The 25,176-nt window shown below is 70.7% G+C and carries 23 protein-coding genes; 10 read left to right on the forward strand and 13 right to left on the reverse strand.

Annotated features, from left to right (window positions below; all coding sequences use genetic code 11):
• Positions 1 to 39: 39 nt before the first annotated feature.
• The gene (gene rpmE, locus IEY70_RS04215) at positions 40 to 258 is read right to left on the reverse strand and encodes a 50S ribosomal protein L31 (protein WP_189063741.1); all 219 of its coding nucleotides are present in this window, start codon (positions 256 to 258) and stop codon (positions 40 to 42) included.
• A 135-nt stretch (positions 259 to 393) separates the two neighbouring features.
• Positions 394 to 1,443: an ADP-ribosylglycohydrolase family protein gene (locus IEY70_RS04220; RefSeq protein WP_189063742.1), complete on the reverse strand. Its 1,050-nt coding sequence runs from the start codon at positions 1,441 to 1,443 to the stop codon at positions 394 to 396.
• 104 nt (positions 1,444 to 1,547) lie between these two features.
• On the opposite strand from IEY70_RS04220, the gene IEY70_RS04225 reads away from it, so the two are divergent.
• Positions 1,548 to 2,069 (forward strand): DUF4388 domain-containing protein, encoded by a 522-nt coding sequence (locus IEY70_RS04225; RefSeq protein WP_189063743.1) that lies wholly within the window; start codon positions 1,548 to 1,550, stop codon positions 2,067 to 2,069.
• A 210-nt stretch (positions 2,070 to 2,279) separates the two neighbouring features.
• Positions 2,280 to 3,062, forward strand: coding sequence for a hypothetical protein (locus IEY70_RS04230; RefSeq protein ID WP_229777614.1), 783 nt, complete (start codon positions 2,280 to 2,282; stop codon positions 3,060 to 3,062).
• A gap of 3 nt (positions 3,063 to 3,065) precedes the next feature.
• On the opposite strand, the gene IEY70_RS04235 is transcribed toward IEY70_RS04230, so the two are convergent.
• Entirely contained in the window at positions 3,066 to 3,629 is a 564-nt protein-coding gene (locus IEY70_RS04235; RefSeq protein WP_189063744.1) for a hypothetical protein, read from the reverse strand.
• A gap of 405 nt (positions 3,630 to 4,034) precedes the next feature.
• Here IEY70_RS04235 and IEY70_RS04240 point away from each other — a divergent pair, with 405 nt between their 5' ends.
• The 4 genes from IEY70_RS04240 (at position 4,035) to IEY70_RS04255 (ending at position 12,330) form a co-directional block, all read left to right on the forward strand.
• Positions 4,035 to 4,553 (forward strand): NUDIX domain-containing protein, encoded by a 519-nt coding sequence (locus IEY70_RS04240; protein WP_189063745.1) that lies wholly within the window; start codon positions 4,035 to 4,037, stop codon positions 4,551 to 4,553.
• A 60-nt stretch (positions 4,554 to 4,613) separates the two neighbouring features.
• Positions 4,614 to 7,424 (forward strand): valine--tRNA ligase, encoded by a 2,811-nt coding sequence (locus IEY70_RS04245; protein ID WP_189063746.1) that lies wholly within the window; start codon positions 4,614 to 4,616, stop codon positions 7,422 to 7,424.
• Between the two features lie 470 nt (positions 7,425 to 7,894).
• Positions 7,895 to 11,488: a hypothetical protein gene (locus IEY70_RS04250; RefSeq protein ID WP_189063747.1), complete on the forward strand. Its 3,594-nt coding sequence runs from the start codon at positions 7,895 to 7,897 to the stop codon at positions 11,486 to 11,488.
• A gap of 203 nt (positions 11,489 to 11,691) precedes the next feature.
• Positions 11,692 to 12,330 carry an immunity 49 family protein gene (locus IEY70_RS04255; RefSeq protein ID WP_189063748.1) on the forward strand — a complete coding sequence of 213 codons (639 nt, stop codon included), beginning with the start codon at positions 11,692 to 11,694 and terminating at the stop codon, positions 12,328 to 12,330.
• A 56-nt stretch (positions 12,331 to 12,386) separates the two neighbouring features.
• Here IEY70_RS04255 and IEY70_RS04260 read toward each other — a convergent pair whose 3' ends face one another.
• The 4 genes from IEY70_RS04260 to IEY70_RS04275 are packed head-to-tail and all read right to left on the reverse strand — an operon-like array spanning position 12,387 to position 16,312.
• Positions 12,387 to 13,520: a cysteine desulfurase family protein gene (locus IEY70_RS04260; protein ID WP_189063749.1), complete on the reverse strand. Its 1,134-nt coding sequence runs from the start codon at positions 13,518 to 13,520 to the stop codon at positions 12,387 to 12,389.
• A gap of 23 nt (positions 13,521 to 13,543) precedes the next feature.
• Positions 13,544 to 15,232 (reverse strand): PASTA domain-containing protein, encoded by a 1,689-nt coding sequence (locus IEY70_RS04265; protein WP_189063750.1) that lies wholly within the window; start codon positions 15,230 to 15,232, stop codon positions 13,544 to 13,546.
• 49 nt (positions 15,233 to 15,281) lie between these two features.
• Positions 15,282 to 15,578 (reverse strand): AzlD domain-containing protein, encoded by a 297-nt coding sequence (locus IEY70_RS04270; protein ID WP_189063751.1) that lies wholly within the window; start codon positions 15,576 to 15,578, stop codon positions 15,282 to 15,284.
• Positions 15,575 to 16,312: an AzlC family ABC transporter permease gene (locus IEY70_RS04275; protein WP_189063752.1), complete on the reverse strand. Its 738-nt coding sequence runs from the start codon at positions 16,310 to 16,312 to the stop codon at positions 15,575 to 15,577. The genes IEY70_RS04270 and IEY70_RS04275 overlap by 4 nt, the downstream gene beginning before the upstream one ends.
• Positions 16,313 to 16,407: 95 nt before the next feature.
• Here IEY70_RS04275 and IEY70_RS04280 point away from each other — a divergent pair, with 95 nt between their 5' ends.
• On the forward strand, positions 16,408 to 17,235 hold the full coding sequence (locus IEY70_RS04280; protein WP_229777615.1) for a MerR family transcriptional regulator: 828 nt from the start codon (positions 16,408 to 16,410) through the stop codon (positions 17,233 to 17,235).
• Positions 17,236 to 17,364: 129 nt separating this feature from the next.
• Here the strand turns inward: IEY70_RS04280 and IEY70_RS04285 are convergent, their stop codons facing one another.
• Positions 17,365 to 18,060, reverse strand: a complete 696-nt coding sequence (locus tag IEY70_RS04285) for an amino acid ABC transporter permease (RefSeq protein ID WP_189063753.1) — start codon at positions 18,058 to 18,060, stop codon at positions 17,365 to 17,367.
• Positions 18,061 to 18,577: 517 nt separating this feature from the next.
• Between IEY70_RS04285 and IEY70_RS04290 the strand changes: the two genes are divergently transcribed.
• The gene (locus IEY70_RS04290) at positions 18,578 to 18,952 is read left to right on the forward strand and encodes a DMT family transporter (protein WP_189063754.1); all 375 of its coding nucleotides are present in this window, start codon (positions 18,578 to 18,580) and stop codon (positions 18,950 to 18,952) included.
• Positions 18,949 to 19,272, forward strand: coding sequence for a DMT family transporter (locus IEY70_RS04295; protein WP_189063755.1), 324 nt, complete (start codon positions 18,949 to 18,951; stop codon positions 19,270 to 19,272). Before IEY70_RS04290 ends, IEY70_RS04295 begins: the two co-directional genes overlap by 4 nt.
• A gap of 75 nt (positions 19,273 to 19,347) precedes the next feature.
• Here the strand turns inward: IEY70_RS04295 and IEY70_RS04300 are convergent, their stop codons facing one another.
• Positions 19,348 to 20,115 (reverse strand): ABC transporter substrate-binding protein, encoded by a 768-nt coding sequence (locus IEY70_RS04300; RefSeq protein WP_189063756.1) that lies wholly within the window; start codon positions 20,113 to 20,115, stop codon positions 19,348 to 19,350.
• Between the two features lie 44 nt (positions 20,116 to 20,159).
• Between IEY70_RS04300 and IEY70_RS04305 the strand changes: the two genes are divergently transcribed.
• The gene (locus tag IEY70_RS04305; RefSeq protein ID WP_189063757.1) at positions 20,160 to 20,621 is read left to right on the forward strand and encodes a TlpA family protein disulfide reductase; all 462 of its coding nucleotides are present in this window, start codon (positions 20,160 to 20,162) and stop codon (positions 20,619 to 20,621) included.
• A 6-nt stretch (positions 20,622 to 20,627) separates the two neighbouring features.
• Here IEY70_RS04305 and IEY70_RS04310 read toward each other — a convergent pair whose 3' ends face one another.
• The 4 genes from IEY70_RS04310 to IEY70_RS04325 all read right to left on the reverse strand — a co-directional run bounded on the left by IEY70_RS04310 (position 20,628) and on the right by IEY70_RS04325 (position 24,898).
• Positions 20,628 to 22,787 carry a xanthine dehydrogenase family protein molybdopterin-binding subunit gene (locus IEY70_RS04310; RefSeq protein ID WP_189063758.1) on the reverse strand — a complete coding sequence of 720 codons (2,160 nt, stop codon included), beginning with the start codon at positions 22,785 to 22,787 and terminating at the stop codon, positions 20,628 to 20,630.
• Positions 22,784 to 23,242, reverse strand: a complete 459-nt coding sequence (locus IEY70_RS04315; RefSeq protein WP_189063759.1) for a (2Fe-2S)-binding protein — start codon at positions 23,240 to 23,242, stop codon at positions 22,784 to 22,786. The genes IEY70_RS04310 and IEY70_RS04315 overlap by 4 nt, the downstream gene beginning before the upstream one ends.
• Before the next feature lie 196 nt (positions 23,243 to 23,438).
• Complete coding sequence (locus IEY70_RS04320; protein ID WP_189063760.1) at positions 23,439 to 24,572, reverse strand: permease prefix domain 1-containing protein; 1,134 nt, start codon at positions 24,570 to 24,572, stop codon at positions 23,439 to 23,441.
• Positions 24,569 to 24,898: a PadR family transcriptional regulator gene (locus tag IEY70_RS04325; protein ID WP_189063761.1), complete on the reverse strand. Its 330-nt coding sequence runs from the start codon at positions 24,896 to 24,898 to the stop codon at positions 24,569 to 24,571. The genes IEY70_RS04320 and IEY70_RS04325 overlap by 4 nt, the downstream gene beginning before the upstream one ends.
• Positions 24,899 to 25,176: the final 278 nt, after the last annotated feature.

The following is a 25,176-nucleotide window of genomic DNA, read 5'->3' on the forward strand; positions in this document are numbered from 1 at the left end:
CCGGCCACGTGGACCGGGGGCGCAGGCCTGAACGGGGCCTTACTTCTTCTTGGTGCGGTAGCTGTCGCCGAAGCGCTTGTTGAACTTGTCAACGCGGCCTTCGGTGTCGAGGAAGCGCTCCTCGCCGGTCCAGAAGGGGTGCACGCCGCTCCAGACATCCACGTGGATCTCGGGTTTGGTGCTCAGGGTCTCCATGATGACTTTGCCCTGGTAGATGATCTTGCAAGGAACGGCTTTCGGGTGAATATCTTTCTGCATGGGTGCCTCCTCCGCCACGTCTGCCACCGGGGGTGGGTGTGCGTAGCGGGCAACCCTGGAAGTATACACCACCCGCCCCGGTCCTGAACAGGGGTGCCGGGCGACAGGACCGCCGCACGTCAGGACCGCCGCACGTCAGGGCAGCAGGGCGCCCAGGTGATCCACGCACGGCCAGTCCCGTTCCCAGCCGGGCCAGGAGTGCCCCAGGCGCAGCGCGGGGCGCAGGTCCGGCGGGACGCGCAGGCCGCGCGCGCCGATCAGGGCGCCCACCACGCACGCGACCGTGTCGCTGTCGTCGCCCAGCAGCGCCGCCGGTTCCACGCAGGCCAGCCAGTCCGCGCTGCGCGCGTGCGCCACGGCCGCCTCCAGGGTGTCCAGCACGAACCCGCTCTGCGAGGTCAGGTGCCCCGCCAGTCCCGCCCGCACCCGCGAGCGCACCTCGCCGCGCGCCGCCCGGTCCCGCTCACGGAACGCCGCGTGCGCCGACTGCGAGTCCACGCCCAGCACCCCGGCCTCCACCAGGGCCAGACGCGCATCGAACCGCTCCATGACGCGCAGCGCCGCGTCCGCCGCCGCCTCGTAACGACTGGCTGCCAGACGACTGGCTGCCAGCGCCTCCATGAACGCCGTCAGGAACACTGAGGCGTGCACGCAGCGCGGATCGGCGTGCGTGAGCGCCGTCACCACCGCCGACTCGCGCGCCAGCGCCTCACCCCGGAACCCCGCCAGGAACGGCGCCGCGATTCTCATCAGGCCGCCGTTCCCGGCGCCGTTCAGGCCGCTCTCCTGCCACGCCAGCGCGCCCCCGTCCAGCCGCTCCGGCTGCCGCGCCGTGATCTGTAGCGCCCGGCGGGTCAGGCCGCCCACGTCCGGCGGCGCCGCCCCCAGCCAGTCCCGCAGCGCCGAGAGTACCGCCAGGTGACGCGCGTCCTCCGGTGCATCCGGCCCGGCCGCGCGGTAGCCCAGCAGGGTCGCGGCCACCATCTGACTGTCGTCGGTCGCCTCGCCCGGCGCGAACCCGAACACGCTGCCCGGCTGGTACGTGACGATCCGCTCGCCGTACTGCGCGCGGATGGACGCCTCGGACTTGAATTCCGTCGCGGCGCCCAGCGCGTCGGCGGCGCACAGGGACAGCAGCGTCTCGAACGCGCGCCCGGAGGCGTCATGGGCAGCAGGGTCGGTCATACCCGGATAGTGGCACGCGGCGGCCCCCGCGCGCGCCGCACCTGTGGCCGCCCGGTGGGGGCAGACGAACCCCGGCCGCCCCACTGCGCTAAACTCCGGTGCATATGGTGCGTGGCGACCTGAGCGTGTTCCCGTTTCTGTCCGTGATGCAGATGTTCCTGGCCAGCGGACGGTCCGGCCGCCTGAGCGTCGAACACATCCGCGGCGGGCAACTGTGGATCGACCGGGGCGAGATCACCCACGCCGAGGTGGGCCGCCTGCGCGGCGACGCCGCCCTGCAATGCCTGTCCAGCCTGGACGGCGGGACCTTCACCTTCGAGGCCGACCAGCACTCCGAACAGCGCACCCTGAGCCTGCGCCGCGACTCGGCCCTGCGCCGCATGCTGGAAGACAGCGAGGCCTGGACGCCCCTGCTGCGCGCCTTTCCCGACTGGAATCAGCGCCTGCGTTTCACGGCCCGCTGGAACGAGGCGCAACCCGTCACGCGCGGCCAGTACCGCATGCTGCACCTGATTCCCGACAGTCCCAGCATCCGCGCCCTGCTGGAACGCGCCCCGGAACCCCCACGCGCCGCCCTGGAAACCCTGCGGCCCTTCCTGATGGCCGAACTGATCGAACTGGTCTGACACGGACTGCCGTTTGTTTCGCTCCGATTGATCTGGCGCACCGACCCCGGCCGTGAACCGTGCGCCCCGACAGGGACACTGCCGCCGCTGCCCCGCACCCCTGCGCGGCCCCCGTTCCCACCCGACCGGCCAGGGGGGCTTTTGCCGAAAATCTCACGATCTGAACAAAAGTGACTTCCGGTCAGGCATGATGAACGCAGCGGAGGACGAATGAGCGCGATCACGCGAACGAACAGCACAGGCCGCACCCCGGACCGCGACACCCGCACGGAGTACGGCCGCCCCGACCACACCCGACCCGACCACGGACTGGCCGAGCAGACGGCCGCGCTGCCCACCCACCCCAGCTGGCGTTTCCAGGATCACTTCGAACTGTGGGCCGACTGGCTCGAACGTAACTCGGCCGGACAGTGGCAACCGCACCAGAGCGTCATGCAGCGCACCTTCCGCACCCGCGAGGACACCCTGCTGCACGCCGAGCGGTTCATCACGCGCGGCGACTTCCCCATGGGGCACGGCAACGCCACGCCCGTCACGCTGCTGCGTAACCGCCGCGAGTCCCTCCTGGCCGCCTTCCGCGAGGCCGAAGGCGACGGCGTGACCCTGATCCGCGAGGTGATCTTCCCGGTCGGCGAGTACGCCCTGAGCCTGAAAGTCACCCGCGAACGCGTGGCCGAACCGGTCCGCACCACCTTCGGCCACGCCGCCAACCCACTGCGCAGCCTCGCCGGGCAACCCGTGAAACTCACGGTCCTGATCGAACACCCCTACGACGTACTCGAACGCGCCAGCGGCCACCTGAACCTGGGCGACCGGGCGGCGCAGGTCGGCGCGCACACGCAGGAATTCGCGGCCGGAACGCCCGTCACGGGTGTCCCGTACCGCCACGCGACCGTCAGCGTGTCACGTGGCCTGCTGAAAAAACCCCTGCTGTACCGCTACGAGGTCGTGGAACCCGACCCCGAAGACCCCCAGGCCCCCACCGGCCCCTGAGCGTCAGGCGCGCAGTTCACCCAACGCCGCCAGCGGCACGGACCCCCGGTACAGCACGTGCGGAACGTCCATCCACAGGATCAGCGGCGCGCCGGCCGGCAGGGCGTGCAGGCGCGCCAGCGTCCCGGCCGGGGGCACGCTGACGGCCCGCAGCGTCCGGGCGTCCAGGGGCCGCTCGTTGGCCGGGTCGTGGTCCGGCTTCACCCCTCCCGGCCAGGGCCGGGGCAGATGCACGCAGGCCCGCGCCGGGTCCAGATCGGCCGCGCTCAGCGTCCAGAACCGCACGGGCGGCACCTCGAGCCCGGCGGCCCGTACGGCGTTCAGCAGCGGCCCCGGATGCACCGGGGAGAAGAACAGCGCGTCATTCCACAGGCAGTCCAGCCGCTCCACGCGCTCCTGCATCAGGGCCTCGCGGCCCACGTACTTGGCGGCCTCACGGGCGTACACGTCCGGGTGAAGCTCGCGCAGGACATTCAGCGGCCGCAGGGCGTCGCCGCGCACGTCCCGCACCGCCCGGTGGTACAGCGTGAACGGGCGCAGGGCGTCGGGGTCACTCGATTCCGGCATCGGCCCATCATGCGGGCTACCTGGCCGGGAGGACCATGCGCCCTCTGGCAGATGCGCCGGCCCCCCCGGCCGCCCTATACTGCGTGGGCAGTGACCGGGAAGAGTACCCGCGGAACGCGCCCACAGGAAGCCCGCCCCGTGACTGAGAGGGCGGCGCGGGAGGCACCCGGCGAACGTCGCCCGCGAGCAGGTCGGCAGAAATCCCCCACGCCGGGGGAGAGTAGATCCGTCCGGGTGCGCCCGACACAGCGCGACGAGCGCCCCGCCCGCAGCGGGGAACAGCGGTGGTACCGCGGGACGGTCACTTGACGTCTCGTCCGCAGGAGGCCTGTTCAGCAGAGGCCCGGAGGACGGGACGTTTTTCTGATTCCCGCCGCCTCGTTCCCACCGGAGGTGCGTTCTCGTATGGTCACGTTCTACCCAACCCAGCCAGTTGCCCGCGCCGCCGCCGCCGCACGCGGCCTGCGCGAGAAGGTCGTGTGCTTCGTGGTGCGCGGCGAGGTCAACCCGGAACTGCTGGTGTTCGATCACGTGCCGGACGACAGCGGCGTGCAACTCCCGGCGGGCGGCGTGGAACCCGGCGAGACGCCGGCGCAGGCCGCCGTGCGTGAACTGCGCGAGGAGTCCGGCCTGAACCTCGAAGACCCGGAGTTCCTGACCTCGTACCTGTGGGAGGCGCACCTGCCGCAGCGGTTCACGCGGCAGGTCTGCCACGCGTTCCTGCTGCGCGCCCCGCACGACCTGCCCCACACCTGGGAGCGCGACGCGGACGGCGAGCGGTTCGCGTTCCGCTGGGCCGCCCTGCACGCGCCCGTGCTGGACTGGGAGATGGACGCCGCCCTGCCGTGGGCGCACGCGGCCCTGCGCCCCGCCCCCTCCTGCGCCTCCCCGGACGGCGCGGAATCTGTCATCCTGCCGAATTGACTGCCGACTGGCGCCCGACCGGCCGCCCCTGACCGCCCCCCGTTTCAAGGAGAACCACCCATGACTGACCACACCCCCGACCACACGGCTGATCTGGACACCACCCCCGACCAGACGCCCGAGAACGACGCCAGCACGCTGGCCAGGGCCTTCGATCCGCAGGCCATCGAGCCCGCCTGGGCCGCCAAGTGGCGCAGCGAACCGTTCCGCGCCGACGCCACGAGCGGCAAGCCGCCGTTCACCATCGTGATCCCGCCGCCCAACGTGACCGGCAACCTGCACCTGGGGCACGCGCTGGACAACACCCTGATCGACACGCTGATCCGCTTCAAGCGCATGGCGGGCTTCGAGGCGCTGTACCTGCCGGGCATGGACCACGCGGGCATCAGCACGCAGGTGGTCGTGGAGCGGCAACTGCGCGATCAGGGCGTGAGCCGTCACGACCTGGGCCGCGAGGAGTTCCTGAAGCGCGTCTGGGACTGGAAGGCCGAGTCCGGCGGGATGATCCTGAACCAGCTCTCGCGCCTGGGCGTCAGCGCCGACTGGACCCGCGAGCGCTTCACCATGGACGAGGGCCTGAGCCGCGCCGTGCGCCACCAGTTCGTGCGGCTGTACCACGACGGCCTCGCGTACCGGGGCGAGCGCATCGTGAACTGGGACGTGGCCGCGCAGACAACCCTCTCGGAACTGGAAATCGACCGCGAGGTCCGCAAGGGCAAGATGACGACCCTGTCGTACAAACTGCGCGACCCGCAGGCAGCGGCCAGCAACGGCGAACCCGGCGAGATCCGCATTGCCACCGTGCGCCCCGAGACGATCTTCGCGGATCAGGCGATTGCCGTTCACCCCACCGACCCCCGCTTCGCGCATCTGGTGGGGCAGGAGGCCCGCATTCCCCTGACCGACCGCTGGGTGCCGATCATCGCCGACGAGGCGGTCGAGATGGAGTTCGGGGTGGGTGCCCTGAAGATCACGCCCGCGCACGACCCCACCGACTTCGAGGTCGGGGAACGCCACGGGTTGAGCCGGCCCAGCGTGATCGACCTGCACGGCAACCTGACGGGCGACCTCGTGCCCGAAGCCTTCCGGGGCCTGGAACGCTTCGCGGCCCGCAAGGCCGTCGTGAAAGCCCTCACCGAGAGCGGCGACCTGATCGAGGAGAAGGACCACGACACCGCCATCGGCCTGAGCGAACGCACCAAGGTGCCGGTCGAACCGATCATCAGCGAGCAGTGGTACGTGAAAACCAGACCCTTCGCCGAGCAGGTCCTGGCCGGACTGGAAAGCGGCGACATGACGCTGGTCCCCGACCGCTACGGCAAGGTGAACCGCGACTGGCTGGAGAACATCCGCGACTGGAACATCAGCCGCCAGCTGTGGTGGGGCCACCAGATCCCCGCGTGGTACGACGAGGACGGCAACATCTACGTCCCGGACCCCGAGAACCCCGACCTGGACTGCGACAGGGACCCCCGCTACGCGCACCTGAACCTGCGCCGCGACCCCGACGTGTTCGACACGTGGTTCTCCAGCAACCTCTGGCCGTTCAGCACCCTCGGCTGGCCCGACACCGACAGCGAGGACTTCCGCAAGTTCTACCCCACCCAGGTCCTCGTGACCGGCTACGACATCCTGTTCTTCTGGGTGGCCCGCATGCAGATGGCCGCCTACGGCCTGACCGGACAGGCCCCCTTCGGCACCGTCATGCTGCACGGCCTGTACCTGGACGCCAAGGGCCAGAAGATGTCCAAGAGCAAGGGCAACGGCATCGACCCCCTGAACCTCTTCGATCAGTACGGCGTGGACGCCAGCCGCTTCGCGTTCGCGTACCTCTCGACCGGCGGGCAGGACATCCGCCACGACCCGCGCCGCTTCGAGCAGGGCCGCAACTTCGCGAACAAACTCTGGAACGCCGCCCGCTTCGCCCTCCTGCGCCTCGGCGAGGCCCTCCCCAACCTGGAAACCAGCGGCGCCGAGGGCGACACCGACCTGATCCGCTACGTGCAGAGCGCCCTGGACGACACCGCAGGCGAACCCGTCCGCAGCCGCGACGCCCTGACCATGCTGCGTGAGCGCACCGACCTGAGCCTCGCCGACCGCTGGATCCTGTCCCGCCTGAACGCCGTGACCGCCGAAGCCACCGCGCAACTGAACGCCCTCGACATCGGCGCCGCCACCCGCACGCTGTACTCGTTCACCTGGGACGAATTCTGCGACTGGTACATCGAGGCCGCCAAACCCGCCCTGAGTGAAGGCAAACTGTCCACGCTGGTCACCCTGAAAGCCACGCTGGAGCACATCCTGAAGATGCTGCACCCCATCATGCCGTTCATCACCAGCGAACTGTACGCCGCGCTCGGCCACCGCCGCCAGCTGGCCGTCCACACCTGGCCCGAACCCGACGCCGCCCTGCACGACGCCGAAGCCACCCGCGCCTTCGACGCCCTGCGCGCCGCCGTCGCCGCCGCCCGCAACCTCAAGAACGAACTCGGCATGGCCCCCCAGGAACGCCTGAACATGGCCGTCGAGGGCGACCTCGCCCCCACCGTCCTGGAGAACGCCCGCGTGGTCGAGAGCATCGCCCGCGTCACCCTCACCACTCTGGAAGGCCGCACCCTCAGCGCCGTCGAGCAGGGCGTCACCCTGCGCGCCCCGCTGGAAGGCACCGTGGACATCGCCGACTGGCTGGGCAAACAGAAAAAACGCCTGACCGAACTGGACAAGCAGATCAAGCAGGCGCAGAACAAACTCGGCAACGAGAGCTTCGTCGCCCGCGCCCCCACCGAGGTCATCGAGGAAGAACGGCGCCGCGTGACCGACTTCAGCGCACAGAAAGAGCGACTGGAAGCCGTTCTGGCACAGTTCGAGTAACACGGACTACGGTTGAACGGCTGACAGAGCCGCTGGGTCCGGGTGGCCGCGAGGAGACAGTAGTCCGTGTCGGCTTTTCCCATCGCGGCCCCCGTTCCAGTGTGTGCGGGGGCCGCGCTACGTTCTCCCAAACGTACCGCCGCGACAAAAGTGAGACGCCGGGTCATCTGGGCGGGTACAGTGACGGCATGTTCAAGGAACGCAGGCAGGCCCCCCCGGGGGCAGCTCAGGCGGATCAGGTGAAGACCGAGCCGAGGCTGCCGCCCGCGCGCCCACCACAGGTGACAGTGCAGGCCCGCCGGACCGTACGCCGCCGCGCAGCCCGTGCGCTGGGCGGGCATGCGCAGGCGTTCGCGGCGGCGCAGAAGCAGGCGACACGGCTGCTGAAACCCCCGGTGGCGCCAGTCGCACAGGCTCCGCAAGTGAGGGTACCGGCGGTGCCCCTGGCCTCGCGGGGCAGGTCGCGTGAGGTGCAGCTTCCGCCTCCGGCCAGGTTGAACGTGCTGCCCATCCCGAAGGGGGCGGTTCCGGCGCGCGTGCCGCAGGGCACGCAGTTCGCAGCGCTGCCAGTCAGCCGCGAGCGGGTGCGGGCGGCGGGTGTGCCGTACACGCACGTGCAGAAGAAGCTCGCGGCGCAGCGGCGGGCGTCGAGTGCACTGGCGCGGACGTTCGTGCAGCGCGGCGCGCGGCAGGTGGGGGTCGTGCGGGCGCAGGGGCAGGCGTCGCAGCGGGCAGTGCAGGCAGCGGCAGCGCGGGCGGGCGCGCAGGTGGGTGCGGCGGCGGCCGCTCAGGGGCGAGTCCTGCGGGCCGGTGTGGCGGCTCAGAAGGCGCGCGTCCTGAGCCGCGTCGCTGCCACGCGCGCGGGCCTGACCACCCGGCGCGCGGCGGCCCTCGCTGCCCTGCCGCAGGCCACCCAGGCCGCCCGGGCGAGGGTGCAGGAAAGCTACGCGCAGGCCCTTCAGGCGGCCCGGACCGACGCGGCCACGCAGAAGCAGGCGGTGCGCGCCGAGTACGCCCGCATGACCCCCGCGTACCTGGCGGCCGGGGATGAGGTCGGCGCGCAGGCCCGCTCGCGCGCCGAGGCGCAGGCCGCCGCGTACGAGTCGCACGTGACCGGGCAGGACGACAGCCTGCTGGACGGCCCGCTGACCGACAACCGCTGGAAGGCCCGCGCGGGCGCGGCGCGGGACGTGGGCGCAGCGTACGCACCGGGCTTCCGCGAACAGGCACAGGAGGAAGCGCAGCACCTGACCGGTCCCGGCGGGGGGCTGGAGAAGGACCTGAAGAACATCGACCTGGCCCTGCGGGACACCGAGCGGCTGCTGCGCGAGCACCGGACAGCCAGCACGCGCCGCCTCACGGCGCGGGAAACGCAGGCGCGGGCGCAGGCCACGCAGGCGTACGCGGGCCTGAGCGCCGCGCTACAGGCCCAGCTGGCAGCGACCCTGCGCAGCCTGGACGGCGTGCAGGGCGCACAACTGGCCGCCATCACGGCCCAGGCGGGCGCGCAGCGCGCCGGACTGAACACGCAGGCACAGCGGGCATCGGCATCCATCGGGCGGAGCGTCACGGCCCTCGCGGGCAGCCTGGAACAGCAGTTGCATGCGTTCGACGCGCAGGTGCGCCGCGCACCCGCCCCGGACCCGAAGGCACTGGCCACCACCCTGAACCGCGCGCAGGCGGGCATTGCGAGCAGCGTGCGGCGCGCGCAGGTCGCCGCACGCCAGGGCACCACGCAGGTCACGGCGTCCCTCAGCCGGGGCGCCGCGCAGGGCGGGCAGGCACTGGGAGGCGTGGCCCGCGCCGGGGTCACACAGGCCAGCGCGCAGGCCGCCGGGTTCGATCAGGGAACGCAGGGTCTGCTCACGCAGACGCTCGCGACCTTCATGGCCCTCACGCAGGCGCACGCGCAGGGCGCGCAACAGGACTCACAGCTGACCGGCCGGACCCTGAACAGCCTCGAACAGGGCCTGTCGAAACTGTACGCCCGCGCCCTGGCTGGCCTCCCGGAAGAACTGCGTGCCACCCTCCCCCCACTGCGTGAGGGACTACGCGGGAACCTGCCGCAGGAGGACGCCGCCATCCGCGACAACGCCGAGAAGGCCGCCGCGCAGGTCCAACCCCGCTGGAAAGGCTGGGTGAAGATCGCCCTGATGATCGCCGTGATCATCGTCGTGGCGGTCGTCGCCGGGCCCGCCGTGATCGGCGCGGTCGGCGCCATGGCCGGCGCGCTGGGCGCCGGAGCCGCCGCCGGAGCAGTCGGGGCCGTCGTGGGCGGCGCACTGGTCGGCGCGGCCAGCGGCGCCGTCATCCAGATGGCAAACAACGCCGTCGACAACATCGGCCTGAACGCCAAATTCCAGAAAAGCCTCTTCGACGGGGTCGGCAGGGCCGCACTGATCGGCGCGGCCGGCGGCGCACTGGGCGGCGCGGGCGGCCTGATCGCCGGGAAGATGGGCGCAGCAGGCCTGCTCGGCAGCGGCCTCACGCAGAAAGCCGGGACCTTCACGGTCGGCACCACCTTCGACCTGGGCGGCAACGTCCTGGGCGACGTCATGAACGGCGCGTCCCTGGGAGACGCCCTGAAAAACCTCAGCAACCCCGAAACGCTGATGATGATGGCCATCGGCACCGGCGTCGGCGCCGCCGCCACCCGCCTGCCGGGCCGCGCCGGACAACTCCAGAACCGCGCCCACACCGCCGGAGAACGCGTGGGCCTCACCGCAGGCGACCGGGTGAACAACGTCACCGGCAACCGACACGGGGTCATGCCCGTGGACGTCAACACCCAGGCTCGGGGTGATCACGCCTCCGTCCGGGGCTACACCGAAGGTCGCACGCGCGTCGAGATCGGTGCCGATACGCACGCCAGCACCACCGCCCGCCACATCGAGACGGCTGTGGACCTCCGTGCTGACAACAGCCCGGTTCGTCGGGCAGGCCAAACCCTGAAAGAACTCCTGGGGTTTGAACCCACGACCGTCAAACCCGGAACGGAACAGGCGCGCCTGACGGCCGAAGCAGACAAACACCTGAACACGGCCGCCGACCTCCGCCGTCAGGCCGACCAGCACCCGGCAGGCTCCGAGAAGCGCAGGCAGCTTCTGGCCGAAGCGACCCTGGCCGACAGTTACGCCAGCGACTACGCCCAGAAAGCCGCCCGGGCCTCCAACAACACCCCGGATCAACTCGATACCGTCGACACCCGCCTGAAGCGAGGCCGCGTCGCCGCGCAGGAACTCGGCTGGCCCGACGCGCCGGACGGCTACCGCTGGGCGCTGTACGAGCACCAATCCACACCGCAACTCAACGTCATCGACAAGAACTCACCGGCCATGCGGTACGACCCGCAGACCCGCGCATTTGAGATCACAGGCGACGCCGCCATCCCCGCCAACAAGGGGCCGAAATCCACACACGACTGGAACGAGGAACTCCGGATCGGCCAGGAGGACGGGACGGACCTCAGACTCGTTGACGCGGTGCAGATCCGGTTGGAAGAACGCGCGAAACTGCAGGCCGAGCGTGACCTCCTGGCGCTGAAAGACCTGAACGCGACCGAAGCCGAACTGAACCGCATGAAGGCGCTGGAGCAGGGCATCCGGGAAGAGAGCCGCCAGATCGGAGAACTGGCCGGGATCAACTACGTCAGGAGCCGTTACCCGGAGTCCGCGCTGATCTACCCCCCTGCCGGTGCGCCCTCCCGTTCCGGAGACTTCGACCAGATCTGGAAGGTACGGGGAGAAGATGGGCAGATCCGGTACGTCGTCGTGGAAGCCAAGGGAGGCACAAGCCCACTGGGCCGCCGCCGGGTCACGGGTGGACAGGACGCCGAACAGGGCAGTCAAGCCTACTTCCAGTCAATCTTGAGAACTATGATGGCGAGCAAAGACGCTGGTACAAGTCGCGCGGGCAAATCGCTCGCCTCTGTCGAGTTGGATGCTGTTGAGTATCTGGAAGTCAGAGCACCGATTCTGACCAGGCGTACATTCGGGCTGGATGGTCAGCTGATCGTTCAGAATGAAGCTCTACCCATAACTGTCAGGGAGTTCATACTGCAATGAGGTCTATGGAACAGCATCCTCTTATTCACCCCATCCTTCTGGAAAGACTTCAAGAGGATATAGAGTGGGGCCGCGGCATCGTCGAAAAAACCCTCCCTCGACTTGAGGCCGACGCCGGGTTGTCGTCCCTGTCTTTAATAACCTATGACCTTGGGGTGAGGTTGTACTTCTCGGGGCCTGACGGGCTGAACGAGGCTGGGCAGATGCTGGCCCTGGCGGGGAATCTCGATGCATTCATCGTGTACCTCGCCCTGTTCCCGAGAGGGGAGAAGGAACTGGAGATGATCCTGCATGACAGTGTCGTGCGCCCCACGACCGGTCCGAACAGTACGGCGCACACCGGCACGTGGCTCCAGGCGTTCTACCTGAATCTGCTCTGGCGTAACGCCGTCGTCATCGACAACGTCCTGTTGCGGGACTACACGAGTACGTTGCAGGCGTCAAGCACCTGGTCACCCCCGTACCGGTACGCGCAGATGGCGGCGTTGCGGGCCGTGTACGAGGGCTCACCCGACGCACTGCAACTCATCCACGAGGCGTGGAACAGTGTGGAGACACCCTGGGAGGGGGAGGAACACGAGGACATGCTGATCCGCACCGAACTGGCCGGATCGGAGATTGCGGTGCTGACGCAGATTCACCTGGGTGACGAGGCGGGACTGAACCGTGACGTGGCGTACGGCCTGAGGAGTCATCAGCGGTACTACGAACGTACAGAAGACCTACAGGACGACCCGAACGGTTGGATCAGCCTGCCGTTGCTGGGCCTGTGTGCCCTGGCGAAATGGCGTGGCATGACGATCACCGTCCAGTCGCCCTTCCTGCCGCTGGATCTCATCTGATCAGGGGGGCACGCTCCCTGGATGCCTCTGAAGGCTGCTCTGAGCACGGCTTCAGGTCAGGCGCGGCTCCAGGCGGCGGCCTGTGTCAGCGCCTGCGCGGCGGCGTCCACGTCCTGTTCGGTGGTGGCCGCCCCGAAGGAGAAGCGCAGGGTGGCGCGGGCGTCGGGTTCGTTCAGGCCCACGGCGGTCAGGACGTGGCTGGGTTGCATGGTTCCGGCGCTGCATGCACTTCCGGCGCTGGCGGCCACGCCGAGCATGTCGAGGTTCATGAGGAGGGCCTCGCCGTCCGCGCCGGGCAGGGTGACGCTGGCGACCTTGGGGCTGCTGTCGGGGGTGTGGTTGACGCGCAGGTGCGGGATGCTGTGCACGCCCGCCTCGAACCGGGCGCGCAGGGCGCTGAGGTGGGCGTGCGTGACTTCGCGTGCCTGCTCGGCGTGCGTGAGGGCCACGCCGGCCGCGTACACCCCGGCGGTGTCCTGCGTGCCGGGGCGGGTGCCGCCTTCCTGCCCGCCGCCGAGCGTGATGGCGTTCAGGTGCGTGCCGCGCTGCACGTACAGGAAGCCCACGCCGCGCGGTCCGCCCCACTTGTGCGCGCTGAACGTGGCGAACGTGACGCCCCAGGCGGTCAGGTCGACTGGCAGGACGCCGGGTGCCTGCACGGCGTCCGTGTGGTATGGCACGCCCCGCGTGGCGGCCAGCGCGGCCAGGGCGGGTGTGTCCTGCACGCTCCCAAGTTCGTTGTTGGCGTGGTGAATGGACACCAGCGCCGTGTCACTGCGTAGCGCGCCCGCCAGTTCGGCCGGGTCGTACCGGCCGCCGCGGTCGGGGGTCAGGTACGTGACCTGCCAGCCCTGCGCGGCCAGGGCGCGTGCCGGGGCCAGCACCGCCGAGTGCTCGGTGGGCGTGGTGATCAGGTGACCGGGGCGGCCGCGTGCGTCCTGCCACGCGCGGGTCACGCTCAGCAGGACGTGGTTGTCGCCCTCGGTGCCGCCGCTGTTGGCGATCAGGGTGCGCGGGTCGACCCGCAGCGCGGCGGCCACGCGGGCACGGCCTTCCTCCAGGCGTTCGCGGGCGGCCTGACCGGCGGCGTGCACGCTGGCGGGGTTGCCGGGCAGAGCGGCGGCCTGCGCGTACGCGGCGAGCGCCTCGGGCGTCATGGGGTGCGTGGCGGCGTAGTCGAGGTAGATCATCGTTCAGCAGCGTGTCACGCGGTTCAGGGCGTGACCGTGGCGTAATCCACGCCGTCGCGGCGGATGATGAACACGGCGTTCCCGCGCACGGCGGCCGCCTCCGAGCTGTTCGCGCGGCGGTTGGCGAGGTTCGCGGCGGCCGTGGGCGGCATGATCTGCCGTTCGCCGTCGTCGTCCCGCACGACCACCGTGTAGTTCCCGGCGGGCAGGTCGGCTGGGAACACGTACTCGAAGTTCACGGAACGGGTCTGAGGTTCGGTCGGCGCGATCTCCGGCGTGGCAGGCTGGGTCGGCTGGGTCGTTGCCGGGGCGGGCGGGGTCGTCGTGCCCGTGTCCGTCTCCGGGGTGGCAGGCACCGCGTCGGGCGTGACGGGTTCCGTGGTGGGTTGCGGGTCCTGCGGCGCTTCGGGCTGCACGGGCGTGGGCGGCACGTACGCCGGCGGTAGCGGCAGGTTCCCGGCGGGGCGGCTGGGGGCGCTGTAGCGGGCCGCGGCGACCGTCAGTTTCACGGGGCTGCCCACGTCCACCCGCACGTACGGGGCGGGCGTCTGTTCCAGCACGGTGTTCTCGGGTTTGTCGCTGGGTTGGCGTTCCACGGCGTTCACGACCAGCCCGGCGGCCCGCGCGTGCGCCCGCGCCTGCTCGAAGGTCAGGCCGGTCAGGTTCGGCAGCCACGTTTCCTTGCCGCTGATGCCCGTGCTGATCAGCAGTTGCACCGACTGGCCCCGCTGGGCGCTGGACGCCGCTTCCGGCAGTTGCGCGATCACGCGCCCTTCGGGGGTGTTCGACAGGGTGCCGTCCACTTTCAGGACCTTGCCGAGCACCATGGCGCGGTCTTTCAGGGCGTCCCGCGCCTGACCCAGGTTCATCTCTTCCAGCGCGGGAACCTCGATGGCCGGGGGGTTGTTCACGGTCAGGATCACCAGTCGGCCGCGCGGGAGGTTCGTGCCGCCCGCCGGGTCCTGCCGGATGATGCTGCCGATGGCGCGCCCGCCCGCCTGTCCCTGCGTGTACTCCACGCGGAACCCGGCGGCGGTGAGGGCCTTCGCGGCCGCCTTGGCTTCCTGTCCGGTCACGGACACGACCTCCCGCACCGGGGGGTTCAGGTAGATCTGCACGGCCTGCGCGCCCAGGTACGCCGCGCCGCCCAGCAGCAGCAGGCCCGGCACGAAGGTCAGCCACGCGCCGGGTTCACGGCGGCGGCGGACCCGTCCGGCTTTCAGGGGTGCGAGCGTCTGGGCGTTGCGCGCGGCGATGTCCTCGGGCGTGCGGGGCAGCGTCAGGGGCCGCAGGTACGCCACGCTCACCTGGTGGTTGTCGATCAGCAGGTCCGCGTCGTCCAGCGCATACCCCTGCGCGGCCAGGGCGTCGGCGGTCGCGTGCAGGGCGTCCACGGTTTCCTGCGGGCGCACCTTCTGTTCCAGCAGCGCCGCGAGCGGCTGCCCGGTGACGGGCCGCCACACGGCGTAGTACGCGCCGGGGCGGGCGACCACGTCGGTCAGTCCGGCCGGTTCCAGCGCCCGCAGCGCCGTGCGGTACGCGTGGAACACCTGCCGGTCGGCGGGGGTCGCCACGGCGAACCAGGCGACGTGCCGGGTGACGCCCTCGGCGGCGCGCACCTCGGAGAGGGTCACCATGCCCTGGGTCGAGAGTTCCCGGAGAACCTCGTACTTGCCATCAATGACCTTGACCCTGCCCACCTGACCCGTCATGCGCTGCCCAGCATAGCGCGCCCGCACGCCCACGCGTGCCCGGCACGCGTCACAGGCCCGCCAGTCGCGCCGCCCAGTACGCCGCGAAGCCGCCCAGAATGCCCAGTGCGAGGTTCCGGGTGCGCCACAGCAGCGCCCCACCCACTGCGGCGCCCACCAGTCGGCGCGCCCATTCGGGGCTGCCCAGCACGTCCGGCACGACCAGCGCCGCGAACACGCTGACCGGCACGAACCGCAGGAACGCCTGCCAGAACGGCGGCAGGTTCAGGCGGCCCAGGCTCAGGCCCAGCAGCCGCGCCGGGTACGTGACCGCCCACATCAGCCCTATGACCAGCCAGCCGCTCACGCGCGGCTCCCGGCGTGGCGGGTGGTGATCCAGGCGCCCAGCGCCGCGCCGCCCACCCCGGCCAGCAGGATCACCAGTCCGCCCGGCAGCGCCCGCCCCAGCCCCCACGCCCCCAGGCCCGATACGAGCGCCACCAGCAGCGTCACGCGGCCCTCCAGCAGCGGCACCAGCAGTCCCAGGAACGCCAGCGGGAAAATCACGCCCACCCCCAGCGCCTGCGGGTCCGGCAGCACGGCGCCCGCCAGGGACCCCAGCAGCGTCGAGGCGTTCCACACGCCGTACAGGCTGAGTTCCGCGCCCAGCAGGAACGCGAAACTCAGGCCGCCCGGATCGCGCGGGCCTGCCACGACCGTCACGCCGTACGCCTCGTCCGTCAGGAACTGCGCCGCCAGAAGGCGCTGACCCCACGGGAGCGGCAGCGACCGCGACAGGCTCAGGCCGTACAGCACGTGCCGGGCGTTCAGCAGGAACGTGGTCGCCACCAGCCCCAGCGCGCCCGCCACGGTGGGCAGGCCGCCGCTCACGAACTGCCCGGCTGCCGCGAACTGACTGGCCCCGGCGAACACGGTCAGGCTCATCAGTTGCGTCTCCCAGAGGCTCAGGCCCCCGGCCTGCGCGGTCACGGCGTACGCCACCGCGAACGGCACCATGCCCGGCCACAGCGGCAGCAGCGCCCGGAACCCCCGCCAGAACGGCGGCCAGAATGCAGGCCAGAACGGGGCAGAGGCAGTCATCGCCGCGCAGTCTGCCACGGCGCGCCCCCACCCCGCACGCACCCCCTTGACCCTCACGCAGCGGCAGGCCGTACGCTGCCCACAGCAGAAGGGAGGTGATCCACCTGAACGGCCCCACGCACCCCACCCCCACCGACCAGACCGGCCCGCGCTGGACGGTGGGCGAGGTCAGCGCCCTGACCGGCGTCAGCGTGCGCACCCTGCACCACTACGATCAGATCGGGCTGCTGCGCCCCGCCGGGCGTAGCGACGGAAATTACCGCCTGTACACGCCGGGCGACCTGACGCGGCTGCGGCGGGTGCTGACGTGGCGGGCGCTGGGCCTGCCCCTGTCACAGGTGGCGGACGTACTGGACGCCCCGCCGGAACAGGAACGCGGGGCCCTGCACGCGCACGCCGCCCGACTGCGCGACGACCTGCGCCGCACCCAGCACACGCTGCGGCAGGTGCAGGCCCGCCTGGACGCCCTGAACGGCAGGGCAGAGGAGAGCAGCATGAACAGCGAGGACATCAAAGCCGCCTTCGACGGGTTCGACCCCGCACCGTACGAAGCGGAAGTGCAGGAACGCTGGGGCGACACCGACGCCTACCGCCAGAGTGCCGCGCGCACCGCCCGTTACACGCAGGCCGACTGGGAGCGCATCCGCGCGGAGATGGACGCCCTGACCACCGACTACCTGACCCTGATGGACGCGGGCGTGCTCCCCACCGACACGCGCGCGCAGGCGGTCGCGGCGCGGCACCGGGCGCACATCAGCGGCGCGTACTACGACGCCTCGCCCACCATGATGCGCGGACTGGCGCAGATGTGGGTGGCCGACGAACGGTTCACGCGCAGCATCGACCGCGCCCGCCCCGGACTGGCCGCCTACCAGAGTGCCGCCGTGACCGCCTGGTCCGACGCGCAGGAACCCCCCGCCTGACCACGGGGCAGCCTCCACAGGCAGCCGGCGCAACCGCAAGACGGAACCGCTCAAACGGAACCCGTCCTGCTCCTACGCGCATCCGCCCGGATTGAACGGCTCTTGCAGGCCATTCAACCAGAGTCCGTATCAGATCACGCGGCGGTCCGGGAGGGTCACGCCCCGGCTCAGGCGGCGTTCCAGCAGCCGCACCAGCCGCGTCAGGATGAACGTCAGCGTGAAGTACACCAGCGCCAGCACCGCGTACACCTCGAACTGCCGGTACGTGGCGTTCGTGATGTACCGCCCCTGACTGAACAGTTCCTGCAACGTCACCGCGCTCGCCAGACTGCTGCCCAGAATCAGGCTGATGAACTCGTTCCCCAGCGCGGGCAGCGCCACCCGCCACGCCTGCGGCAACACCACGAACCGCAGTGCCTGCACGCGCGTCAGGCCCAGACTGCGCGCCGCCTGCGCCTGCCCGTCCGGCACGCTGCCCAGCCCGCCGCGCACGATCTCGCTGGTGTACGCCGCCGAGTACAGCCCCAGCGCCAGCACCGCCGCCGGGAAGCCCTCCAGCGTCACGCCCAGCGCCGGAAGGCCGTAGTACACCACCGACAGCAGCACGATCAGCGGAATGCCGCGCACCACCTCCACGTACGCGTTCCCCAGCGCCCCCAGCAGCGGCACGCGCAGCACCCGCACCGCGCCCAGCGCCGTGCCGACCACCACCGACACCGCCAGGGCGCACACGCTGACCGCCAGCGTCAGGCCCAGCCCGGACAGCAGCAGGCGCGGGTACTCGCCGGACAGCACCACCCGGAACCCCGTCAGCAACTCGTTCAACGACTCCCCCCACCCGCGCGGGACACGCGATCAGTCCTGCCGCACACCATCCGGAACACCATCACGCCCCCGAGGATAGCCCCGGCGCGGCCCGCCACGCCCAGGCGAACGCCCCCCACCCTCCGCAATGGCGCCCACCCCGGCGTTCACGAATCGTGAATGCGCAGACGGTCACCTGACACCGCTCCGGTAAGCTGAACACCAGCGGGTCAACGTGACCTGCTCTTCAACCGGGCCCCTGCCACGCACCAGCGCGGCGGCCGAGGCCCCGCCCGCCCCGGCGAGCGCCACAGGAAGAGTGAAACACCATGTCCATCACCTGGACGAACACCAGCGCCACCACACAACTCAGCGTCCGCCTGGACCGCCCGCCCCCCGGAGCCCCGAAGGCCGACTGACACTCACCGCCCACACGGAGCGGCGTGTCATCCCCCTGCATCCCCGGTCGCCTCTCGCGCGGCCCGGTCTGCTGCCTTCAACTCACCCCGCCCACGCGGGGAAGGAACGGTGTTCCCCCATGCGCGCCTGGACTGCGCTTCTCTCCGCCATTGCCCTGGAAGTCACGGGCACCCTCAGTCTCAAAGTCTTCACCAGCGCCGGCACACCCGGCCTGGAACTGGCCGTCACGTACGCCCTGCTGGCCGCGTCGTACGTGCTGCTGTCCCGCGCGTTCCGGCAGATTCCGGTCGCCGTGGCCTTCGCCGTCTGGGAGGCCGCCGGACTGATCCTGATCACCGGCCTGGGCGCCCTGATCCTCGGCGAGCACCTGCGCCCTGCCCAGCTGTGCGCCATGCTCGCCCTGGGCGTCGGCGCGGCCCTGCTGCACCGCGGTACGCGCCCCACCAACCCCACCCGCCCCGGCGTCGGCAACGCCGCGCAGGTCAGCGCATGAACCCGGCCGCGATCCTCCTGATCCTGGGCGCCGTCACCCTCGACGTCCTCGCGAACATCCTGCTCAAGAAATCCGACGGATTCCGGCACGCACTGCCGGGACTGGCCGCGATCCTCCTGATCCTGCTGGCCTTCACGCTGCTGGGCGTCGCCGTGCGGCACATGCCCGTCGCCGTCGCCTACGCCGCGTGGGGCGGCCTGGGCATCGTCACGACTGCCCTCCTGAGTCGCCACATCGACGGCATGCGCCTGACCCCCACCGGCTGGGCCGGCGTGGCCCTGATCCTCGGCAGCGTCGCCGTGCTCAGCAGCAGCCACTGACCCCGAAGTCCGCTCTGCTCCCACGCGCCTCGCTCGGAGTGAACGGCTTTGTAAGCCATTCACTCGGAGTGAGCCTTACTTCTGCACGATCCAGCGGTTCAGCAGTTTCTGGTACTCCCCGCTGGCCTTCAGGCGCGCCAGCGTCTTATTCGCGGCGGCGGCCAGGTCACTGCCCTTCCGGAACACCATGCCGTAATCCTCGGCCGCCAGGTCCTTCCCGGCCTGGTCGAACTGCCCCGGCAGGCGCTTTTTCAGGTCGTCCACGGTCGGGGCGTCCCCCACCAGCGCCGCGATCCGCCCGGCGCGCACGTCGGCCAGTCCGGCCGCGAAGTCGTCGTACACCTTCAGGGTCGCGCCTTTGGGTTTCAGCATGTCGGTCGCCACGAACTGCCCGGTCGTGTTCGCCTGCACGCCGATCACCTTGCCCTTCACGCCCGCGGGCCACGCGAACTTACCGGGGTTCCCGCCCCGCACGATGAACACCTGCGCGCTGCGGTAGTACGGCTGGCTGAACGACACGACCTTCGCGCGTTCGTCCGTGATCGTGATACCGCTCATGGCCATGTCTACCCGCCCGGACGTGACCGACTGCGGCATCAGCGACCCGAAGCCCACCGCGCGGATCTCCAGCCGCACGCCCAGGTCCTTCGCCACGGCCCGCGCGATGTCGATGTCGAAGCCCTGGATCTGCCCGTCGGCGCCCTTGAACTCGAACGGCGCGAACGTCGGGTCGGTGCCCAGCACCAGCACGCCCTTCTTCTTCACTTCGGCCACCGTCGTGGCGTGTGCCGCGCCCACCAGGGCCGAACCGAGGACCGCCGCAATCATCACGAAACGCTTCATGCGCCCAGCATAGAACCCCGCGCGCCGCGCCGTACCCTGCCTGCATGGAATGGCCCGACCCCACCGACTTCGTGCACGGCGACCCCCTCCCGACCCCCGGCGACTGGACGCGGGCGGGGCTGGTCATGACCTTCAACCTCGAATGTCCCGGCTGCGTGTCGCGCGGCATTCCGTTCCTGAAGCGCCTGCACGCCGAATTCGGCGACTCGGTGCACCTGCTGGCCGTGCACACCAGCCACGGCCACCGCCTGCTGCCCAGAGGGGAGGTCGTGCCCACCCTGCAGAAGTTCGCGCGGGACTACGCGAAACTGCCGTTCCCCGTCGCGCTGGACCTGAGCGGCGACCTCGCCCGACACTGGCAGACCGAAGGCACCCCCCACTGGCTCGCCTTCGCGCCCGGCGGCGACCTCATCCGCAGCGTGTACGGCAGCCAGGAGAACGCCCAGACCAGACTCCAGTACCTGCTGGAAGAATGGACCGGGCGCGCCGACCCTGCCGGGTCGTGACGGGGTTTATCCCTGACGGGGCCGCAGCGGCAGGGTCCGCAGGCGCTCGCCGGTCAGGGTGAACACCGCGTTCGCCACGGCCGCCGCCGCCGGACCCATCACGGGTTCCCCCATGCCCTGCGGTTCGTCGCCGCTCTCGACGAGCAGCACCTCGACCGGCGGCGCGTCCCGCATGGGCAGGAGGCGGTAGCGGTCGAAGTTCGACTCGACCACCCGCCCGTCCTGAATGGTCAGTTCCTCGTGCAGTGCGGAACTCAGGGCCATCATCACAGACCCCTGCACCTGCAGCCGGGCGCCGTCCGGGTTGATGACCAGTCCGGGGTCGGCCGCGACCGTCACGCGGTGCACCTGCACCCGCCCCTCCTGCACCGAGACCTCGGCCACCAGCGCCGAGGCGGTCCCCAGGTCCAGGCAGCAGGCCACCCCGCGCGCCCGGCCCGCCGACAGGGGCGTGCCCCACCCGGCCGCCTTCGCGGCGCGTTCCAGCACCCCGCGCAGCCGCCGTCCGTCCTCGCCGGACCCCAGGTGCCGCAGCCGGAAAGCCAGCGGGTCCGCGCCCGCCGCGTGCGCCAGTTCGTCCATGAAACTCTCCAGCGCGAACGTGTTCGGCAGCACGCCCAGCCCCCGCCAGTACCCGGTCGGGACGGGCAGCGCCTCGCGGCGGTTCACGACCCGGTACGCCGGAAAGTCGTACGGCATGAACTGCCCCAGCAGCCCGCCCGGATCGAAGCCCAGCGCGTCCCGCACGAACTCCGGTATCCCCGTCTGCCCCCAGATGATGTCGCCGCCCGCCGTGAACTGCTCCACGCCCCGCAGCCTCCCGTCCGTGCCCACACTGCCGCGCAGCACATGATGGGTGGGCGGCCGGTAGAAGGCGTGCTGGAGGTCCTCCTCGCGCGTCCAGCCGACATGCACGGGCTTCCCGACCGCCGCTGAGAGCCGCGCGGCCTCCAGCGCCGCGTGCTGACCCGCCTTGCGCCCGAAGCCCCCGCCCAGCTGCGTCGGGTGGACCAGCACCTCGCGGTCCTTGCCGAACACGCCGCGCAGGTCGTCGACGATCTTCTGCGGGTACTGCGTGGACGCCCACACCTCAATCTGCCCGCCCGCCTGCACGTCCGCCAGGGCCGCCAGGGGTTCCAGGTGCGCGTGCGCGGCCAGCGGCGTGCGGTACTCGCCCTGCACCACCGTCCCCCCGGAAAGGGCCGCGCGGACGTTCCCGCGCCGCCGCAGCACCGACCCCGACCCCGCCTGAATCTGAGCGTCCAGGTCGGCGCTGCTGGCGGTCGTGCCGCCCTCCCAGCGCAGGTCCAGGGAAGGCAGCGCCGCGCGGGCCTGCGTGCGCGTCCGCGCGACCACCCCCGCGAACCCCGCCTTCAGGTCGATCACGACCCGCACCACGCCCGGCTGCCGCCCCGCCGCGCCCGCCGACGCCGACACCAGCCGCGCCCCGAACCTCGGCGGGCGCGCCACCGCACCGAACAGCATGCCCGGCAGGCGCGCGTCGTACCCGTACGTGGCCGTGCCCAGCACCTTGTCGCGGAAGTCCGTGCGCGGCATGGCCCGCCCGATCCGCTTGAAGTCCCGCCGCGCCTTCAGGGTGGGCGCGGCCTCCGGGATCACCCACTCGCCCTGCTTGTCCGCCACGACCTGCGCGTAAGGAATGCGCTGGCGCGACCCCGCCACGAAGAACGCCCCGCCCGCCGCCGTCAGCCGCGCCGCCGGAACACCCAGCTGCCGCGCGGCCTCCTCCCGCAGTAGCTCCCGCAGGGTCGCCGCCGCCTCCCGCAGCGGGCGGTACAGCGCCTTCACGCTCGTCGAACCGAACGTGAACATCGTCCCGCCCGCGTACCCGCGCGCCGTGTCCGCCTGCCGCACCGTCAGCTGCTCGGGCGTGACCTCCAGCTCCTCGGCCGCGATCTGCGCCAGCGCCGTGTGAATGCCCTGACCCATCTCGACCTTCGGCACGAAGAACGTCACCCCGGCGGGCGTCACCTCGAACCACAGGTCCGGATTGCGGGGCGCATCCTGCGGGCCCGTCCCGTTCTCCTCGATGTACTCCACGATCGCCGGGCGGCCCGCATTCAACGCCAGCGGCACCCCCACCACCAGCAGGCCCGCGCCGCTCCCCAGCCCGATCAGCACCCGGCGACGGGTGACCGGCTTCATCCGTCCTCCCGTTTCAGTTCCGCTGCGCGGGCCACCGCCCGGCGGATCGCATTGTACCCACCGCAGCGGCACAGGTTCACGCCCGCCGCCTCCTCGATCTGCGCGTCCGTGGGGTCTGGCGTGCGCTCCAGCAGCGCCGCCGCCGACATCAGATGCCCCGGCAGGCACCACCCGCACTGCAACGGATTTTCCAGGAACGCCCGCTGCACCGGATGCAACTGCTCCCCGCGCGCCAGACCCTCCACGGTCGTCACCTCCCGCCCCGCCGCCGCCCGCGCCGGAGTCAGGCACGCCCGCGCCACCTGCCCGTCCAGCAGCACCGTGCAACTGCCGCACGCGCCGATCCCACACCCGTAATGCGTGCCGGTCAGGCCCAGCTCATCGCGCAGCACCCACACCAGCATCTCATCCGGGTACGCCACCTCGCGCCGCCGCCCATTCACGCTTAACTGCACGCCACTCCCGCCCACCCCACGCACCCGATCATGCCGCCATGATACGGACCCAGCAGAAGCCAGACAGTCCGGCCGGGCCCCGACCGGGGCGGGGCGACGACCTGACCCGTGCGGACACGGCCACCAGTGAAACGCCCAGCCCACACATCCAGTCGCTGCTGGAAGAAGGGGCCGGGCGAGGCGCCGCGGAAGCGGGTTAGCGGGCGTCCGACGTCTCCCGGGCCGGCACGAACACGCCGGACTTCAGGTCGCTGAGGGGGACGTTACTCAGGCGAACCAGCAGGGCCGTCTGGTGACCATTGACAGGGTCTGGCCCGAGCTGGGCCGGGTCCGTCACGAAGAGCAGGCGGGAGGCGCTGGAAGACAGAGTGATTGCCCGGTCTGTCGCGACTGGTTGCACGGTGAACGTGTAGTTGCTCCCGGCCCTGCGGCGCACCAGCATCACGACTTCACCGGCAGGCAGCGGGGTCAGTACACGGTGCTGGTGGGGACCGGTTTCCTGCCCGCTGCTTCGCAGGGTGAATTCGGTGGCGCCGGCTGGGGGGGATAGAAGACTGCTCAGCAGTTCCAGGCTCAGGCCGCCATAGAACGCCGTCCCGATGGTCTGTGTGCGCTGTCCGAAGGTCAGACGCTGACCTCCGAACTGGATGGTGGGCTGCGCGAACCCGCTGAGGTGAGCGTCTGGGTAGACGGCCATGATTTCACTGGCGACGGCGGCGGCCAGGAAGTAGCGTTCGTTTTGCGCGGTGAAACTGCTGGGCAGCTTGAATTGACTGGCGGGCAGCTTGATCCGCACGCCGCTGCTGTCCAGTTGGGTGACCTGCCCTCCGGCAGCGGTGACGGCGCTGCGCAGGGACGAGAATGACAGGTAAGCGCCGGGGACAGTGGGGCCGGTGTAAGTGAAACAGGTCACGCCGTCCCGTGCGCTGACAATGCTGACATTGCCAGGAACAGTGCCTCGCACGCAGGTGGGTTTCACGGGCTGTTCAGTCTGTACGGGGAGAGTCAGCGATTGGCTGCCCCCTGCCAGGGCGTACAGTCCGGCGCTGAGAGCAAGGGCGAGGGTTCCGGCGGCCAGGATGAGGTTTGGCATGGTGTATACCTTTGCCATGCCCAGGGTCACGCGGGCGGGTGGCCCGAGTTCGCGGATGGCCTGGGCGGTGGCCTGAGTGGGGGTGAGGCCGGTCAGGGTCAGGTGGTCGGCGCGCGTCAGGACGTGTTCTTCGAGTTCGTCCCAGAGTTCCTGGCGGCGTGGTTCTGGTAGGCCCCAGGTGGCGCGGCGCAGGTAGGCGGTGAGCACGTGGGGGGTGGTGTGGGCGGCTGTGGTCATGCGCCGTTCCCGCCGAGCTGGTGCACGGCTCCGGTGAAGGCGGCGAATTCCTGCCGTTTGGCGTTCAGGGTGTCGCGGCCCCGGTCGGTGATGGCGTAGTACTTGCGGGGTTTGCCGTTGCGTCCGCTCTCACCGTGCTGCGCGGCCAGCAGGCCCTCGGCTTCCAGGCGGTGCAGGGCGGGGTAGAGGCTGCCTTCCTTGAAGTCGAAATACCCGCCGGTGCGGTCGCGGGCGGCCTGGATGATCGCGAAGCCGTACAGGGGACTGTGTTCGAGGATGGTCAGGAGGATCAGGTCGAGGTTGCCGCGCAGCAGGTCTGGGTTCATGGGTGCTCCGGTGTGGGGCTTTGGCCACGTGGCGTCCCGCGTGGTTGCCGCCCCTGCATAGCTATGTCTGCATACATAGTCTGCCTTGGTTGGATTGCTGTCAAGCCCAGTCTGTCTATGTAGTGGGTGGCCGATGCACCGGAGGGACTGAACGGCCACACTGGATCCATGCGCCCCTGGATGCTGACCGCCCCACAGACCACCCTTTCCGAATGGCTCATCCTGGATTCCGGGGAGCTGAGGTCAGAAGTAGGTTCAACATTGGCTCCAACAGCGAA

Origin of the sequence: Deinococcus seoulensis, from assembly GCF_014648115.1 — a bacterium.
Lineage (GTDB): Bacteria > Deinococcota > Deinococci > Deinococcales > Deinococcaceae > Deinococcus > Deinococcus seoulensis.